The sequence below is a fragment of the Rahnella bonaserana genome, assembly GCF_019049675.1.
Lineage (GTDB): Bacteria > Pseudomonadota > Gammaproteobacteria > Enterobacterales > Enterobacteriaceae > Rahnella > Rahnella bonaserana.
In genome coordinates, this window is record NZ_JAFMOW010000047.1 from 1 (window position 1) to 16,074 (window position 16,074).

The window sequence follows — 16,074 nt, forward strand, 5'->3', positions numbered from 1 at the left end:
TTCGTAATAATTCAACTAAATGAATTACTGCTTGGTCACTCTAAGACTTGATATTTTTTGCCACCGAAGTGGCTGATATCGTCTTGTGAGTGCCCACACAGATTGTCTGATAAATTGTTAAAGAGCAGTGAGTTACGCGCTTTCGCTTGCTAACTCGAGGTGGCGTATATTACGCTTTCCTCATTCAGTGTCAACCGTTTATTTTACCCGGTTGCCGCTGTTTTTAATCTTTCCGACCCGGTTACTTCGTGATGTTGTTCACGTTGTTCCCTGTCGATGGAGCGGCATTATAGGGAGTTCTCAGCAGGCCGCAAGGGCTAATTTCACTTTTTTAATCAACCGCCCACAAATTCGCCAAATGAATTAATAACGAACACATAATGCATAAAAAACGGGCTCCGGAGTAATCCGGAGCCCGTTGTGGCTTCCTTATTACCTAATTACTGTCTTGCAATGATGTGATCATTTTCCACATCGACAGTAATTGGTTTGCCTGGGATCAGCTTGCCAGACAAAATTTGCTGAGCCAGCGGGTTCTCGATCTCCTGCTGGATGGCACGTTTCAACGGACGCGCACCATAAACCGGGTCAAATCCGGTATTCCCCAGCAATTCCAGAGCGGCATCGGTCAGCGTTGCTGTGTAGCCGTGTTCTTCTAAACGTTTATACAAACGTTCCAGCTGAATCTTCGCGATATTCTTAATATGCGCATGACCCAGCGGATGGAACACGACGACCTCATCTATACGGTTGATGAATTCCGGACGGAAGCTGTGTGTGACCACTTCCATGACCGATTCTTTCATCTGCGCATAGCTGGCCTCACCGAAGTGCTGCTGAATAATGTCAGAACCCAGGTTAGAGGTCATGATGACCACCGTATTACGGAAGTCGACCGTTCTGCCCTGACCGTCAGTTAAGCGACCGTCGTCCAGCACCTGCAATAAGATGTTGAACACATCCGGGTGCGCCTTCTCTACTTCATCTAATAAGATGACAGAGTAAGGACGACGCCGAACCGCTTCTGTCAGATAACCGCCTTCCTCATAACCGACATAACCCGGAGGCGCACCGACCAGACGTGAAACCGAATGTTTTTCCATAAACTCTGACATATCGATGCGGACCATCGCGTCATCGCTGTTAAACAGGAATGTCGCCAGCGCCTTACACAGCTCTGTTTTACCCACACCGGTTGGACCGAGGAACAAGAATGACCCGATCGGACGGTTTGGATCCGACAACCCTGCACGACTACGGCGAATCGCATTCGATACGGCTTCTACCGCTTCATTCTGACCAATCACACGATTGTGCAGTTCTTCTTCCATACGCAACAGTTTTTCACGTTCGCTTTCCAGCATGCGTGCCACCGGAATACCGGTCCAGCGCGCCAGCACGTCGGCAATTTCCACATCTGTCACGCGGTTGCGCAGCAGCTTCATGGTTTTACCTTCCGCCTGAGTGGCGGCTGCCAGTTGTTTTTCCAGTTCAGGGATTTTCCCGTACTGCAATTCTGACATACGGCCCAGATCGCCAACGCGGCGAGCCTGCTCAAGCGTAATCTTCGCCTGTTCAAGTTCCGCTTTAATATTCTGCGTGCCGGTAAGGGAAGCTTTCTCCGCTTTCCACTCTTCTTCCAGCTCAGAATATTCGCGCTCTTTCTGGTTGAGCTCGGTTTCCAGCATCTCTAAACGTTTCACACTGGCGTCATCAGACTCTTTCTTCAAAGCCTGCTGTTCCAGTTTCAGCTGGATAATACGGCGATCGAGACGGTCAAGAGACTCCGGTTTAGAGTCCATCTGCATACGAATGCTGGATGCCGCCTCATCTATAAGGTCGATCGCTTTATCCGGTAACTGACGATCCGAAATATAACGGTGGGACAACGTCGCCGCCGCAACGATAGCCGGGTCAGTAATCTGTACATGGTGATGCAGCTCATAGCGTTCTTTCAGACCACGCAAAATCGCGATGGTGTCTTCAACAGAAGGCTCGGCAACAAACACTTTCTGGAAACGACGCTCTAACGCCGCATCCTTCTCTATAAACTGACGGTACTCATTTAATGTTGTCGCTCCCACGCAGTGAAGTTCACCACGCGCCAGAGCCGGTTTCAGCATATTGCCGGCATCCATTGCGCCATCGGCTTTACCCGCGCCAACCATGGTATGCAATTCGTCGATAAACAGAATGACGTTGCCTTCCTGTTTAGCCAGATCACTCAGCACGCCTTTCAGACGTTCTTCAAATTCACCGCGATATTTCGCGCCGGCCACCAGTGCGCCCATATCTAATGAAAGCACACGTTTATTTTTCAGGCCTTCCGGCACTTCACCATTAATGATGCGCTGGGCCAAACCTTCCGCAATCGCGGTTTTACCGACACCAGGCTCACCAATCAGAACCGGGTTATTTTTAGTACGACGTTGCAGAACCTGAATGGTCCGGCGAATTTCTTCATCACGACCGATGACCGGATCCAGTTTGCCCTGCTCGGCACGTTCGGTCAGATCGATAGTGAATTTTTTCAATGCCTGACGTTGGTCTTCGGCATTCTGATCATCCACTTTCTCACCTCCACGCATTTGATCGATAGCCGCAGTAATTTTCTCGGCCGTTGCGCCGCAGGCTTTTAACACATCAGTTAAAGAGCCGCGGTCTTTCATCACCGCCAGAACAAACAGTTCTGAAGAGATAAAGGTATCAGCACGTTGCTGTGCCAATTTGTCACAAAGATTTAAAACTCGTACCAGTTCATTGGATGGCTGAACATCACCACCGGTACCTTCAACTTGCGGCAAACGCCCCAAAGCCTGATCAACGTCCGTGCGCAGTTTCTGGGTATCGACCCCAGCTGCAGTTAATAAAGGACGAACGGTCCCGCCTTCCTGAGTAAGCAAAGCGCTCATCAGGTGAACAGGTTCGATAAATTGATTGTCGCGCCCAAGCGCGAGTGACTGAGCATCCGCGAGGGCAAGCTGGAATTTGCTGGTAAGACGATCCAGACGCATAACACCTCCAATACTGAACAAAATTGCTACTGGAGATTAGATGAGGTCAACCCTCACGTTTTCAAGGTTATCTTGACAGTATATTAGGAGGACTGCTGCTATGCGCGATGGATCGTCTTGATTCGATAGGTTATATCAGCCAAATTAAACTTGCCAGCCGTCCGGTTATTCCGTCGCGGCGGTAAGAGTAAAATTTGTTGCTGTCTGTCACAGTGCAGTACTCGCCACCATAAATCGCGGTGATGCCAGCGGCCTGTAAACGCAATCTGGCTAACAGGTAAATGTCGGCCATGAATTTGGCTCCCGCAGGCGTAAAAGCAGCGGAGGCATCACTGTTCACCGCCATAAAGGCTTCGCGCACTTCCCCGCCGACTTCAAAATGTGCAGGACCAATTGCCGGCCCCATCCACGCCATGATTTCCGCGGGAGCTGCCTCAAAGCAGGCAACCGTATTTTCCAATACGCCCGAACACAAACCACGCCAGCCCGCATGCGCTGCCGCCACTTCATCGCCGTTTTTACTGCAAAACAGAACCGGTAAACAATCGGCTGTCATTGCTGCACAGACGATGCCTGGCTCGCGGGTATAAGCCGCATCGGCAATCAGTGAGGGAACAGTCGGAGTTTGCAGTGATAACTGAACTACGTCGGTGCCATGAACCTGCTCCAGCCAGTGTGGCGCAGCAGGCAAACCACCAAGTTCGATTAACCGCTGACGGTTCAGCGCAACATGCTCAGGAGAGTCCCCGACATGACTGCCGAGGTTAAGCGAACCGTAGGGAGGCAGACTGATACCTCCTGCACGGGTTGTCGCACATGACCGAACCGATGCCGGTTGCGGCCACTGAGGCTGGATAATCGCGCTCATTACCAGTTCATCTGGTCCTTGAACTCTTCGGTATCTGCTTTAAGCGCATTAATCAGGTCAACCATATCCTGAGGAAGTGGCGCATGCCATTCCATCTGAATACCGGTTACAGGATGATAAAGGCGCAGCATGGTCGCGTGAAGAGCCTGGCGATCAAAGCCCCGCAGCATATTGATGAATGCTTCGGAAGCGCCCTTTGGCAGACGCGGACGGCCACCATAAAGCTGATCGCCCAACAGAGGGTGGTTAATATGTGCCATATGGACGCGGATCTGGTGCGTACGGCCCGATTCCAGACGCAGACGCAGACGCGTATGGGCACGGAAATGCTCCATGATGCGATAGTGCGTGGTCGCCGGTTTGCCCGTCGGGTGAACCGCCATGTGCGTACGCTTGGTGGAATGGCGCGCAATCGGCTCATTCACTGTGCCGCCTGCCGTCATTGTACCAATAGCGACTGCTTCATATTCGCGGGTAATTTCGCGTGCCTGAAGTGCAGTGACCAGATGCGTTTGCGCAGGAACTGACTTCGCGACGACCATCAGACCCGTGGTATCTTTATCGAGACGGTGAACAATGCCACAGCGCGGCACATCAATGATTGCCGGGTAATAATGCAGCAGCGCATTCAGTACCGTGCCATCAGGATTCCCTGCGCCCGGATGAACAACCAGATCGCGGGGTTTATTGATGACTAAAATATCGTTATCTTCATACACGATATCTAAAGCGATATCTTGGGGCAGCCAACGCGCTTCTTCTTCAATTTGCGCATCGATTGCGATAGCCTCGCCACCCAACACTTTTTCTTTTGGTTTGGTCACTTTTTTGCCATTGACCGTGACCCTGTCTTCAAGGATCCAATCTTTTATGCGAGATCTTGAATAATCAGGGAACAATTCGGCCAAAGCCTGATCTAACCGTTGACCGAGTTGAGATTCGGCCACCGTTGCGGTGAGTTGTACTTGTTGTGCCATATGCAGCTTCTTGGTTAACGTTGGGTTTTCACGGCGATGCCGTTTAAAATAATGTGCTATTGTAGCTGGTCTTTGTCGGGAGCTTAACGGACAGTCTCCCAGAATAACACCTGAGGATAATCAAAACGTCATGACGCGTGTGAAATATCTGGTGGCAGCAGCCACGTTGAGCCTGGCGCTGGTCGGTTGCTCCAGTTCCAAAGAAACGGTTCCCGATAACCCGCCTAACGTCCTTTATGCCACTGCCCAGCAAAAGCTGCAGGACGGTAACTTTAAAGGCGCGATTGCGCAATTAGAAGCGCTGGATAACCGCTATCCGTTTGGGCCTTACTCGCAGCAAGTTCAGTTAGATCTGATTTATGCCTATTACAAGTCTGCTGACTTGCCAATGGCTCAGGCTTCTATTGATCGCTTTATGCGTCTGAACCCAACCCATCCAAACATCGACTACGTCATGTATATGCGTGGTTTAACGGATATGGCGTTGGATGACAGTGCGCTGCAAGGATTCTTCGGTGTTGATCGTTCAGACCGTGATCCGCAGCATGCGCGTGCAGCATTCCGCGATTTCAGCCAGTTGATCCACACGTATCCAAACAGCCAGTACGCCACTGACGCGACTAAACGTTTGGTATTCCTGAAAGATCGTTTGGCGAAATACGAGCTGTCAGTGGTGCAATACTACACTAAACGCGGTGCTTACGTCGCGGTTGTTAACCGTGTTGAGCAAATGCTGAAAGATTATCCGGATACGAAAGCGACGCATGACGCGCTGCCGTTGATGGAAAGCGCCTATCGTGAACTGCAGCTGAACAACCAGGCTGATAAAGTCGCGAAAATTATTGCAGCCAATAACGCCGCATAATTTTAGAATGTCCGTACACACAAACGGTAGCTCAGGCTGCCGTTTTTTTTTGGCTTTGGTTCAGAAAAAGTCAGAGAAGAGTGAACGTGAGGAACGAAAAAACAGGCTATGAACGCAGAGGATAATGCACTGATCCCATCAATCATGCCTGCTACTGAACGAAGTCTCAAGGCCTTTCCCGCCATTAATTACCCTGGGTCACATAAACGTCAAAGTTGACAAAAAGTGACAAAAAACCGCGATTTTGGGCAGGCATTTCGTAAAAAGGCTGGTATGTTGGATTCATCGGAGACGGAAATAAGAGAGGTAAGTCATATGACAATCAACATTACCAGTAAACAAATGGACATCACCGCCGCGATTCGTGAACACATCGAAGGCCGTCTGAAAAAACTGGATAAATGGCAAACTCAGCTCATTAACCCGCACATAATCCTGTCGAAAGAACCACAGGGATTTGTCGCCGATGCGACCATCAGTACACCAAATGGAAAACTGGTTGCCAGTGCTACGCACGATGATATGTACGCTGCGATTAACGAAATGACCACTAAACTTGAGCGTCAACTCAACAAAGCGCAGCATAAGGGTGAAGCCCGCCGTGCAGAATCCGGCGTCAAAGAACTCAATCTGGAACCGGTGCAGGAAGAGGAATAACCGGCTTATCGGAAAGGTAGTTCGCAACGCGCTCTCAGGAGCGCGTTTTTTGTGCCCTGAGGAAATCTTATTGACACAGGGAAAAGCCAGCGGTTACTTTAAGACTCTGCTCAAACTTATGGAAACAACGCTTACATGAACACCCGTCTGTTTTTCTTCGCATTCTTTTTTACCTTCCCCTGATTGGGAGGCGTTTCGTCGCGAAAGAATGAATGCGAAGACGAACAACAAAGCCTCCTGAAAAGGGGGCTTTTTTTATGCCTGCGTTTCACACATTTTGCTGAAAGAAAGAACATCTAAAAGGGTAACAACATGACCGAGAACTCATTACTGGCTTTGCGCGAACGCATCAGCGCATTAGACCTGAAACTGCTGGCTCTGCTGGCAGAACGTCGCACGATGGCCATTGAAGTTGCGCAATCCAAAATGCACTCTCACCGCCCTATCCGCGACAAAGAACGTGAAATTGAACTGATTAATGCACTGATTCAGGAAGGAAAAAAACAGGGGCTGGACGGTCATTACATTACCCGCGTTTATCAGCTGATCATCGAAGATTCCGTTCTGACTCAGCAAGCTCTCCTCCAGCAACATCTGAATAAAACCCCTTCTGATTCCGCCCGCATCGCTTTCCTCGGTCCGAAAGGATCTTATTCACATCTTGCCGCACGTCAGTTTGCTGCGCGCCATTTCGGGCAGTTCATCGAATGTGGCTGCCAGAAATTCCAGGATATCTTCTCTCAGGTAGAAACCGGCCAGGCCGATTACGCGGTATTGCCGATTGAAAACACCAGCTCCGGCTCAATTAATGACGTTTACGACCTGCTGCAACACACCAGCCTGTCAATTGTTGGCGAACTGACCAATCCTATCAATCATTGCGTGCTGGTTGCGACAGACACTGATCTCTCCCGGATCCAGACGGTTTACAGTCATCCTCAGCCTTTCCAGCAATGCAGCCAGTTCATCAACCGTTTCCCTCACTGGAAAATTGAATACTGTGAAAGCACTGCGGCGGCGATGGAAAAAGTGGCAGCTGCTAATTCTCCACACGTGGCAGCGCTCGGCAGCGAAGCGGGTGGCGCGCTGTATAAACTTCAGGTGCTTGAACATAATCTGGCGAACCAGCAGGAAAACATCACCCGCTTCATTATTCTGGCACGCAAGGCAATTGAAGTGACGGATCAGGTTCCAGCCAAAACCACGCTGATTATGGCAACCGGTCAGCAGGCAGGTGCGCTGGTGAATGCGCTTCTGGTGCTGCGCGATCAGGGCATCATTATGACCAAACTGGAATCTCGCCCGATTAACGGCAATCCGTGGGAGGAGATGTTTTATATTGATGTACAGGCCAACCTGCGTTCTGAAGAGATGAAAAAGGCACTGAAGGATCTGGCTCCTATCACCCGTTCTCTGAAAGTGCTCGGTTGTTATCCAAGCGAAAACGTCGTCTCTGTCGATCTGTAATTTCAAAAATACGCTGTAATCATGCAAACAAAAAAGGCGCTGCACACAATGGCAACGCCCTTTTTTCATTTCAGGACAACTTACTTCCGGTTGTCGTTAGCCTGTCTCAACAATGCACCACTTTCTTTCAGGAAGCGTGGCGCATAATCGCCAAACCAGTGCTCAACCTTTCTGAATTTATCGATAAACGCCTGCTTATCGCCACTTTCCAGCAGAGCGAGTGCATCACCAAAACGCTGATAGTAACGTTTGATCAGCGCCAGATTGCTTTCTGACGACATAATAATATCAGCATAAAGTTGTGGATCTTGCGCAAACAGTCGCCCGACCATCGCCAGTTCGAGGCGGTAAATCGGTGAGGACAACGCCAGTAACTGTTCGATTTGCACATTCTCTTCCGACAAATGCAAACCATAAGCGAAGGTCGCGAAGTGGCGTAGTGCCTGAATAAACGCCATGTTCTGATCATGCTCGACGGCGCTGATTTTATGCAACCGAGCGCCCCAAACCTGCAACTGCTCAAGCAGCCACTGATATGCCTGAGGTTCGCGGCCGTCGCAGTACACCACTACCTGTTTAGCCAGGCTGCTGACATCCGGACCAAACATCGGATGCAGGCCAAGCACCGGGCCTTCATGGACGGCCAGCATCGCCTGCAGCGGACGGTTTTTCACCGACGCCAGATCCACCAGAATACAGTCTTCAGGCAGTTTCGGCAGACGCGCGATCACTTCTTCAGTCAGATGGATCGGCACGCTGACGATGACCATTCCAGCATCCGCGAGCAATGTTTCCGCCTGCGGCCAGTCTTCCTGCTCCAGCACTTTCACCTGATAGCCGGAAAGCTCCAGCAAACGGGTGAACAAACGACCCATTTGTCCGTTGCCGCCAATAATCACCACAGGACGCAACGCCGGATGCAGCGTTTTGAAACCTTTATCGTTTTCGCTTGAGTAGGACTCACGCATCACACGGCGCAATACATCTTCAATCAAATCAGGAGGAACACCGAGGTTCTGCGCTTCCTGACGGCGTGAAGCCAGCATCGCAGCTTCACGTTCAGGCACATAAATCGGCAAACCATAACGGCTTTTGACTTCCCCGACTTCCGCCACCAGCGCAAGACGCCGTGATAAGAGATCTAACAACGCTTTATCGACGTCGTCGATCTGATCGCGCAACGCGTTAAGTTCTGCCACCATAAAAACTTACTCTCCTGCGATTCGTGCCGCCAGCGCATCGCCCAGTTCCTGATGCATGGTACGCAGCAGATCTTCAGTCGTTTCCCAGTTAATACAGGCATCCGTAACAGACACACCGTATTTCATGGCTGAACGCGGTTGTTCAGAAGACTGGCTGCCTTCGTTCAAATGACTTTCCAGCATCAGCCCTGTGATAGAGCGGTTGCCGGCTTTAATCTGGTCGATGACGGACTGAGCCACAACAGGCTGGCGACGATAGTCTTTGTTTGAGTTACCGTGACTGCAATCTATCATCAAGGAAGGACGGAGTCCCGCGTCAGTCATCTGTTTTTCACAGGCCTGAACGTCCTGCTCGCTGTAATTTGGTGTCTTACCGCCGCGTAAAATCACATGCCCGTCCGGGTTACCCTGAGTCTGCAACAGACAAACCTGACCGGCCTGATTAATGCCTACAAAACGGTGCGCCATTTCAGCTGCACGCATAGCGTTGATCGCCGTGCCCAGGCTGCCGTCAGTTCCGTTCTTGAAGCCAACCGGCATTGACAGACCAGACGCCATTTCGCGGTGTGTCTGTGATTCAGTGGTACGCGCACCGATTGCCGACCAGCTGAACAGATCGCCTAAGTATTGCGGACTGTTTGGGTCCAGCGCTTCTGTCGCCAGCGGTAATCCCATACCGACCAGTTGCAGCAGCAAATCACGGGCAATGTGCAGCCCTGCTTCCACATCAAACGTGCCGTCCATGTGCGGATCGTTAATCAACCCTTTCCAGCCAACAGTGGTACGTGGTTTTTCAAAGTAAACGCGCATCACGATGTACAAACGGTCGCTCAGATCAGCTGCCAGTGTTTTCAAATGACGCGCGTAATCGAGCGCAGCATCAACATCATGAATCGAACAAGGGCCACACACCACCAGAAGACGAGGATCACGTCCATGCACGATATCGGCGATGGTTTTACGTGCTTCGGAAATACTGTTTTCATCGCTGACGCTTAATGGAAAACGGTTTTTCAGCTCTTCAGGAGTGATAAGGATTTGTTCAGCAGTGATGTGAACATTGTTCAGGGCGTCTTTTTGCATGATCGTGTTCCGCTATAAGGAAAATGGGCTGCCACTGAGGCATCTGCGGACAACATTAACACAGCACGTAAACTTATCAAGCCTTACTTGTAAACATAAGATTACCAATTCACCACAACCAAGCACTTAATGGAAAGTTAACTTTACATAAAGAATATCTTAGACGAAACAGGTGTACCGTAATGGTTACATACGGGTTAACAGAGAAAGTGACGGGAATTCAGGGCTGACTACAGGGAGGATGAGGCAGGAAATGCCCTCAGCAACAGGGTGCTGCTGAGGAAAAAAAATTTAAAGGTTACGATCCAGTGTAATAAATACCTGCCCTAAAGCAGTCACTTCATCCACACCACACTCGAAATGGCTTTCCTGACGCGTAACATTAAGACGGTTACCGGGCATACGCGCCACGTCGTAAATGTCCAAATCACCATCAATATCCAGCAACCAGCGGCCATTGCCCGGATGCGTGCTGCCCAGATCAATAATCCAAGAGTGATGGCCTTTCACGACATAAGCCGGCTGAGTCAGCGAGTCATCCAGCAATGAAGGATCCACGGACCAGACCCCTTCCTCTTCCAGCGCACCGCCACGCAATCTCAATTTTTTAAGTTGACGGATGTCACCGGACGCTGCGGCGCCTGAAAGAGCTGAATCCTGCATGCTACCTTTGCCTGTCGCCAGCCAGCGTAATGAAACGCCGGTGTCCAGCGCACAGGCCACGACCACATCTCCGGGGAAATAATCTCTTCTTACCCAGGTACTTATCGTTCCAGATGACAAACCGTACAGATCCCCCAGTTCCTTCTGCATGCTAAAGCCGTAAGCCTGAAGCATACGCGTCAGAACAGCTTTTCCACCTTCAAGTTCATCTAATTGCATCTGGCGAAAACCCCTGAATCTGTAAATATCATCTTGACAACTCGCAAATGCAAGCTTAGATTGATTATGTAATGTACCGACCGACGACCATGATACCAAATTTACGGCGTCGTGGAGAAATAAGGAGACGCGATGTTTTTAGGAACAGAGCAACAGCGCCAGACCGGATTGCGCCATATCGCTCATCTGAAAGAAATTTATTTCCCTCAGGCTAAGGATCCGGTTGAGGTTATTTATGATCAGGCCAGTGAAAAATGGAAGCTTACCTTATGTTTTCATGCCGGCCTTAAGCGTCATCACACCTTACTGACATATTCACAATTAAATGATGAGGAACAAATGAAATTGACGCAGGCCTTATTATCACTACGCCATTTCACGGCGATATTTAGAGGAGAACTTTACTGATGGCAGACTGGATAGATCAATCGCAGGAGTATCAGTTAAAAATTCTTGAAGCGCAGATTACGCAGGCTACCCGCGCGCAGCCTTCGCCTTCAGCCTTCTTCTGCGTGGATTGTGATACTGCGATTGCCGAGCCACGCAGGAAAATCCTTCCCGGCGTACAGCGATGTATTGAATGCCAGGAAATTGAAGAAATTAAAAGAAAGAATTATCGCCCCGTATAAATCGCCAAATTAATACGAGTAAATTTCGCCTGTGCTTTGGAAATAAACTTATTTCCGGAAGGGCTTCTGTATTCTAATTTTCGGAAATTACTATGTCACATAATAGAGGCAGGGTAATGCCTTCCCCGCCGCCAGCTTTTAACCGGGCATCCGGACAATTATTCGCAGGGAAATGGGGATGGAATGCTCCGCACGCGGCGCTCAGCAACCCGCTGGAGAAACCTCTTAGCCGTGATTTTTGCCAGCGCCAGCAAACGGCCCTTTCTCAGATTGCAGCGTTGCCCCGCTGTTTGCGTACGCCGCTACATCAGCGGTATACATTTTTGCTGGAAACAAGCGGAGTACGCGCGGCGGTTCATTTCCTGATGACGGTTTTTACGCAACGTTTGTTGCCGCGTATTCAGCAGGTTAACGCGCGCAACACTATGAATCATCAGATCTCGCAAAAGCTACTCATGGAAGAGGAAATGTTTAACCGCCTGCCTGATCTTAATGATGACAGCCTGAGAAGGCTGGCCAGCAAGCTGGCTGTGCATATGCAAGATGCTTACGAATATCACTGTGAATGCTGGCTGCAAAACCGGCCTCATGAACCCGACGTGTTATTGCAAGACAGCACGCAGCACGAGATTTACGGGCATATCGCCGCGATGGCCCGCTCATGTCGTGTACAGCCTCTTTACTGGCAGAGATGGCAAAAAGGCCGCATGACCGCACATTCAGCCGTCGCCAGTATTTCCCGGCTGGTGAGCGGTGAATGGTGGGAAAAACAGCTGCGTTCAAAACAGCGTTTGTGGCGTGAAGCCCTGATGATTGCCTCTGGTTATGTGAGCCGCGCGACATCGCCATACGCCAGTAAAAACGCCATCCGTGATGTGGTGTCACGCCGCTTATCCGCCATTAATTACCTGAAACAATGCCAGCTCGAAAATGTTGAATCAGGGGAAACACTGAGCCTGCTGGAGACCGTATTAGCCAGCATTTCCAACCCTAAACTTCGCCGTATGGAACTGATGACGCTGATCGCCGGTGTCGAAGACGTTGCTGACCAGCAGCGGGACTGCGGCCTTTTTATCACGCTGACCACTCCCTCAAAATACCATCCGCTAAAAACGACTGGCACCGTTTCATCACCCATTTTTAACCAGAAATGGGATCAGCACGCGTTTACGCCCAAAGATGCACAGCGTTATCTGGTCGCGGTCTGGGCAAAAATCCGCACCACTTTTAAAGACCGGAATCTGAAAGTGTACGGCGTGCGCGTCGTCGAGCCGCATCATGACGGCACGCCGCACTGGCACATGATGCTGTTCACACCACAGGATCAGCAGCAAAAGGTGACAGAAGTGATGCGCCGTTACGCGCTGGAAGAAGATCCGGATGAGCCGGGCGCGGCGGAGTCACGTTTTAATTGCAAGCCGCTGAACCGCGGTGGTGCGGCGGGTTACATTGCGAAATACGTCGCCAAGAATATTGATGGCTATGCGCTCGATGGCGAAACTGATTTTGACTCCGGGCGTCTGCTTACCGATGTCGCAACCGCTGTCACCTCATGGGCATCGACGTGGCGCATCCCGCAATTTCACGCCATCGGCATTCCTGCCGTCGGCGCGTGGCGTGAATGTCGGCGGATCAGGTATCAGAGCCTGAGCAGTCGCTTTGATACACGCGTTGAGGACGTCCGCAGCGCCGCCGACCGGGGGGATTTTGCCGGTTACATTCAGGCCCAAGGCGGCATACACATTCCGCGAAAAGAGCAAACGGTTCGCGTTGCGCGCCAGCTCAGTGAGGAAACCAATGCCTGGGGCGAGCCCCGTCATAAAGTCATCGGCATTTACGCTCCTCATCTTGGCCCCTCGCTTATTTTCCTGACACATACCGAACAATGGCGGATTGTCCGTCACCGGCCTTGTTCAGAGAAAGTGCCTGATATTCGCTTATCTTGGAGTTCTGTCAATAACTGTGGATCGCCCATTTTCGAGCAAAGTCATCAATTCATACAAAAACAGGATCAATAAAAATTAATGCATAAATTCAATGAATTATAATTTTTAAAATGCCCTAAGTGTTGACGTATTAACTCATTTAAAGAATACTGTATATAAACACAGTATCTGGCGAGGGGAGAAAATGGAAAACCTGACTAAACAACAGCTAACGTTGTCCAGGATACAATTGATCGCAGACATATCTCAGACGGCGCAATGCAATCCAAAAGAATTTCTGGTCGTGATGTCATTGATCTCAGAGCTGGCCAGTCAGGCGCTGACTGACGAAAATCAGAATGTAGTCTGCTACAACGGGAGTGCTGACGACCCTCACTGATTGCCAGACCCTGCGGCGGTAGTAGTCAACATTGTTGGCGCTTGCCCGACCGGTTTTCCTCCGGACTAAGCGCCCCGCCCTCTCCCTGTGTTATTTATCCATTTCTCTGTTGTGCCAGTCATTTCACATCCCATCCAGATTGCCGCTCCACGGCCGATTCCGCAGACTGATCTCATCACCTGACGATCCTACTCACTCGCGGAGAAAACCCATGAAAGTCTATGCACAACAGGGCGATACCCTCGATTCCCTATGCTGGCGCTATTACAACCGCACCGCTGCGGTCGTCGAAAAAGTCTATGCCGCCAATAAAGGCATCGCCGATTTAGGCCCGTTATTGCCTCACGGTACGGCCGTTGATTTACCTGACATAGCCGCACAACCGGTTCAGGAGGCGATCAAATTATGGGACTGAGCACTGAGCGCATCAGTTCAGGTTGCGCCTATTTTATAGCCACTTCGCTAACCTGGCTCGCCACCCTGACATCACAGGACATCGCCTTTCTGGTCGGCTCAGGGGTGGGTGTCGGTACGTTTCTGATCAACTGGTATTACCGGCGCAAAAGCTACCAGTTGCTGGCACGCAGCGGCCTGAGCAAAGACACCTATGAAAACCTCAACTCTTAAACGCTGTAGTGCTGCCGTCGTGCTAGGGCTGATGGCGGCATTGCCGGGCTATCTGTCACTGCAGGTGTCGGAAGAAGGATTGCGGCTTATCACCGATTTTGAAGGCTGTCAGCTGCAGCCCTACCAGTGCAGTGCAGGAGTATGGACCAGCGGCATCGGCCACACGGCCGGGGTTAAACCGGCACAAACCATTACCGAACATCAGGCCGCAGAAAACCTGCTGGCAGATATTCAGCAGACAGAGCGCGCCATCAAAAAATGTATGCCGGTGACTATGCCGCAGCCAGTTTTTGATGCCGTGGTGTCATTCAGTTTTAACGTCGGTACCGGTGCGGCCTGTACATCCACGCTGGCGTTTTTCATCAACCAGCAACGGTGGCAGCAAGCTTGTGACCAGCTGCCGCGCTGGGTTTTCGTGAATGGTGAACGTAATCGCGGGCTGGAACGCAGGCGAAATGCCGAGCGCACCGTCTGCCTGAAAGGGGTCTGAATGCGCCTGTTACCGTCCCTTCTGGCCGTGATGGTTTTGCTGATCGCTATCCTGCTGCTTTCCAATCGTTCGTTACAGCACGACCTCAACAACGCTGGTCTGCAGCGCGACGCCCTGACGACTCAGCTGCAGCAACGGGATCAGATGATCACCGTTCTGAACCAGCAAATGCGCCAGCGCGAGCAGGCTGAACTGGCGTTACGCGAAGACCTGAGCACCGCCCGGCAAGTGATGCAAAACCGCGAAAAACAGAGACAGAGGAGCCTTGATGAAAATCTGCAAACCCGTCAGTGGGCTGATACCGGGCTGCCTGCTGATGTTAGCCGGCTGCACCAGCGTCCCGCCTTCAGCTCCGCCATCGATTATTTACATTGGCTGTCCGGCGGTCAGCTCATGCCCGATCCCCGCCAGCAAACCGGTCACGAATGAAGATCTGAGCGCTGACATTCTCCAGCTGGAATCTGCGCTGATGGATTGCGGCTTACAAATCGAAGCCATCAAAAAGTGTCAGGAGGCACAACATGCAAAAACCGATTCAGTTGCAACAACGGCTCATTGAACAAATCCCTCAGCTTACAGCCGCCCCGGAAAAACTGGCCCTGGCGACCGGAGCCGGCAACGTGGTGGCCACATCGGCCCCTTCGCTTTCTTTTGAATATCGCTACCCGCTGACAGTGACGATTACGGATGAAGCGCTCAGCGAAACATTGGTCGATCTGGCCGTGGTCACCGTGCTCGACTGGCTGCAGGTTAATCAGCCTGAGATCCTCGGCAACGCGGCCCACCGGCTGAGTGATTTCACGTTTGTCCAGCAGGCAAGCAGCCTGGTGCTGACGCTGCAACTGACCGAGCGCGTGCTGGTTGCCGATGCAGAAGATGTCCGCACCATCACCCATCTGCCAGAACCGCCATTGCCGGAAAACGTGGCACTCCCGCGTGAGGTTTATCTTAACGGCGAACTGATCAGCAGCTGGACGGTGTGACCCGG

20 protein-coding genes and 1 other annotated feature are annotated in these 16,074 nt (G+C 51.1%); of the genes, 14 read left to right on the forward strand and 6 right to left on the reverse strand.

Features of this window, described 5'->3' with window-relative positions:
* Positions 1-440: 440 nt before the first annotated feature.
* The 3 genes from clpB to rluD all read right to left on the reverse strand — a co-directional run bounded on the left by clpB (position 441) and on the right by rluD (position 4,859).
* Positions 441-3,014 carry an ATP-dependent chaperone ClpB gene (clpB, locus tag J1778_RS01780; RefSeq protein WP_113878078.1) on the reverse strand — a complete coding sequence of 858 codons (2,574 nt, stop codon included), beginning with the start codon at positions 3,012-3,014 and terminating at the stop codon, positions 441-443.
* A 130-nt stretch (positions 3,015-3,144) separates the two neighbouring features.
* On the reverse strand, positions 3,145-3,882 hold the full coding sequence (gene yfiH / locus J1778_RS01785) for a purine nucleoside phosphorylase YfiH (RefSeq protein WP_217171730.1): 738 nt from the start codon (positions 3,880-3,882) through the stop codon (positions 3,145-3,147).
* The gene (gene rluD / locus J1778_RS01790; protein ID WP_217171731.1) at positions 3,882-4,859 is read right to left on the reverse strand and encodes a 23S rRNA pseudouridine(1911/1915/1917) synthase RluD; all 978 of its coding nucleotides are present in this window, start codon (positions 4,857-4,859) and stop codon (positions 3,882-3,884) included. Before rluD ends, yfiH begins: the two co-directional genes overlap by 1 nt.
* Before the next feature lie 130 nt (positions 4,860-4,989).
* On the opposite strand from rluD, the gene bamD reads away from it, so the two are divergent.
* From bamD to pheA, 4 genes are all read left to right on the forward strand, one after another.
* Positions 4,990-5,724 carry an outer membrane protein assembly factor BamD gene (gene bamD / locus J1778_RS01795; RefSeq protein ID WP_112290596.1) on the forward strand — a complete coding sequence of 245 codons (735 nt, stop codon included), beginning with the start codon at positions 4,990-4,992 and terminating at the stop codon, positions 5,722-5,724.
* A gap of 315 nt (positions 5,725-6,039) precedes the next feature.
* Entirely contained in the window at positions 6,040-6,381 is a 342-nt protein-coding gene (raiA, locus tag J1778_RS01800) for a ribosome-associated translation inhibitor RaiA (protein ID WP_217171732.1), read from the forward strand.
* Positions 6,382-6,515: 134 nt separating this feature from the next.
* Positions 6,516-6,640, forward strand: a sequence feature (Phe leader region).
* Positions 6,517-6,564 carry a hypothetical protein gene (locus J1778_RS24835; protein ID WP_369794779.1) on the forward strand — a complete coding sequence of 16 codons (48 nt, stop codon included), beginning with the start codon at positions 6,517-6,519 and terminating at the stop codon, positions 6,562-6,564. (Overlaps the previous feature by 48 nt.)
* Positions 6,641-6,693: 53 nt before the next feature.
* The gene (gene pheA, locus J1778_RS01805) at positions 6,694-7,848 is read left to right on the forward strand and encodes a bifunctional chorismate mutase/prephenate dehydratase (protein ID WP_217171733.1); all 1,155 of its coding nucleotides are present in this window, start codon (positions 6,694-6,696) and stop codon (positions 7,846-7,848) included.
* An 80-nt stretch (positions 7,849-7,928) separates the two neighbouring features.
* Here the strand turns inward: pheA and tyrA are convergent, their stop codons facing one another.
* The 3 genes from tyrA to J1778_RS01820 form a co-directional block, all read right to left on the reverse strand.
* Positions 7,929-9,050, reverse strand: coding sequence for a bifunctional chorismate mutase/prephenate dehydrogenase (gene tyrA / locus J1778_RS01810; RefSeq protein WP_217171734.1), 1,122 nt, complete (start codon positions 9,048-9,050; stop codon positions 7,929-7,931).
* Between the two features lie 6 nt (positions 9,051-9,056).
* Positions 9,057-10,133 carry a 3-deoxy-7-phosphoheptulonate synthase gene (locus J1778_RS01815; protein WP_217171735.1) on the reverse strand — a complete coding sequence of 359 codons (1,077 nt, stop codon included), beginning with the start codon at positions 10,131-10,133 and terminating at the stop codon, positions 9,057-9,059.
* Between the two features lie 291 nt (positions 10,134-10,424).
* Entirely contained in the window at positions 10,425-11,015 is a 591-nt protein-coding gene (locus tag J1778_RS01820; protein WP_217171736.1) for a phage repressor protein CI, read from the reverse strand.
* A 132-nt stretch (positions 11,016-11,147) separates the two neighbouring features.
* Between J1778_RS01820 and J1778_RS01825 the strand changes: the two genes are divergently transcribed.
* From J1778_RS01825 to J1778_RS01865, 10 genes are all read left to right on the forward strand, one after another.
* Complete coding sequence (locus J1778_RS01825) at positions 11,148-11,423, forward strand: hypothetical protein (protein ID WP_217171737.1); 276 nt, start codon at positions 11,148-11,150, stop codon at positions 11,421-11,423.
* A complete protein-coding gene (locus J1778_RS01830; RefSeq protein ID WP_217171738.1) occupies positions 11,423-11,644 on the forward strand; it encodes a TraR/DksA C4-type zinc finger protein in 222 nt (73 codons plus the stop codon). The genes J1778_RS01825 and J1778_RS01830 overlap by 1 nt, the downstream gene beginning before the upstream one ends.
* A gap of 92 nt (positions 11,645-11,736) precedes the next feature.
* On the forward strand, positions 11,737-13,662 hold the full coding sequence (locus J1778_RS01835; protein ID WP_217171739.1) for a replication endonuclease: 1,926 nt from the start codon (positions 11,737-11,739) through the stop codon (positions 13,660-13,662).
* Between the two features lie 112 nt (positions 13,663-13,774).
* Positions 13,775-13,969: a hypothetical protein gene (locus J1778_RS01840; protein WP_217171740.1), complete on the forward strand. Its 195-nt coding sequence runs from the start codon at positions 13,775-13,777 to the stop codon at positions 13,967-13,969.
* Positions 13,970-14,180: 211 nt separating this feature from the next.
* Complete coding sequence (locus J1778_RS01845) at positions 14,181-14,384, forward strand: tail protein X (RefSeq protein WP_217171741.1); 204 nt, start codon at positions 14,181-14,183, stop codon at positions 14,382-14,384.
* Positions 14,375-14,596 (forward strand): HP1 family phage holin, encoded by a 222-nt coding sequence (locus J1778_RS01850; RefSeq protein ID WP_217171742.1) that lies wholly within the window; start codon positions 14,375-14,377, stop codon positions 14,594-14,596. The genes J1778_RS01845 and J1778_RS01850 overlap by 10 nt, the downstream gene beginning before the upstream one ends.
* A complete protein-coding gene (locus J1778_RS01855; RefSeq protein WP_217171743.1) occupies positions 14,577-15,086 on the forward strand; it encodes a lysozyme in 510 nt (169 codons plus the stop codon). Before J1778_RS01850 ends, J1778_RS01855 begins: the two co-directional genes overlap by 20 nt.
* Entirely contained in the window at positions 15,087-15,515 is a 429-nt protein-coding gene (lysB, locus tag J1778_RS24550) for an Rz-like lysis system protein LysB (RefSeq protein ID WP_238484521.1), read from the forward strand.
* Entirely contained in the window at positions 15,403-15,645 is a 243-nt protein-coding gene (lysC, locus tag J1778_RS01860) for an Rz1-like lysis system protein LysC (protein WP_238484522.1), read from the forward strand. Before lysB ends, lysC begins: the two co-directional genes overlap by 113 nt.
* Positions 15,608-16,069 carry a phage tail protein gene (locus tag J1778_RS01865; RefSeq protein WP_217171745.1) on the forward strand — a complete coding sequence of 154 codons (462 nt, stop codon included), beginning with the start codon at positions 15,608-15,610 and terminating at the stop codon, positions 16,067-16,069. Before lysC ends, J1778_RS01865 begins: the two co-directional genes overlap by 38 nt.
* Positions 16,070-16,074 lie beyond the last annotated feature (5 nt).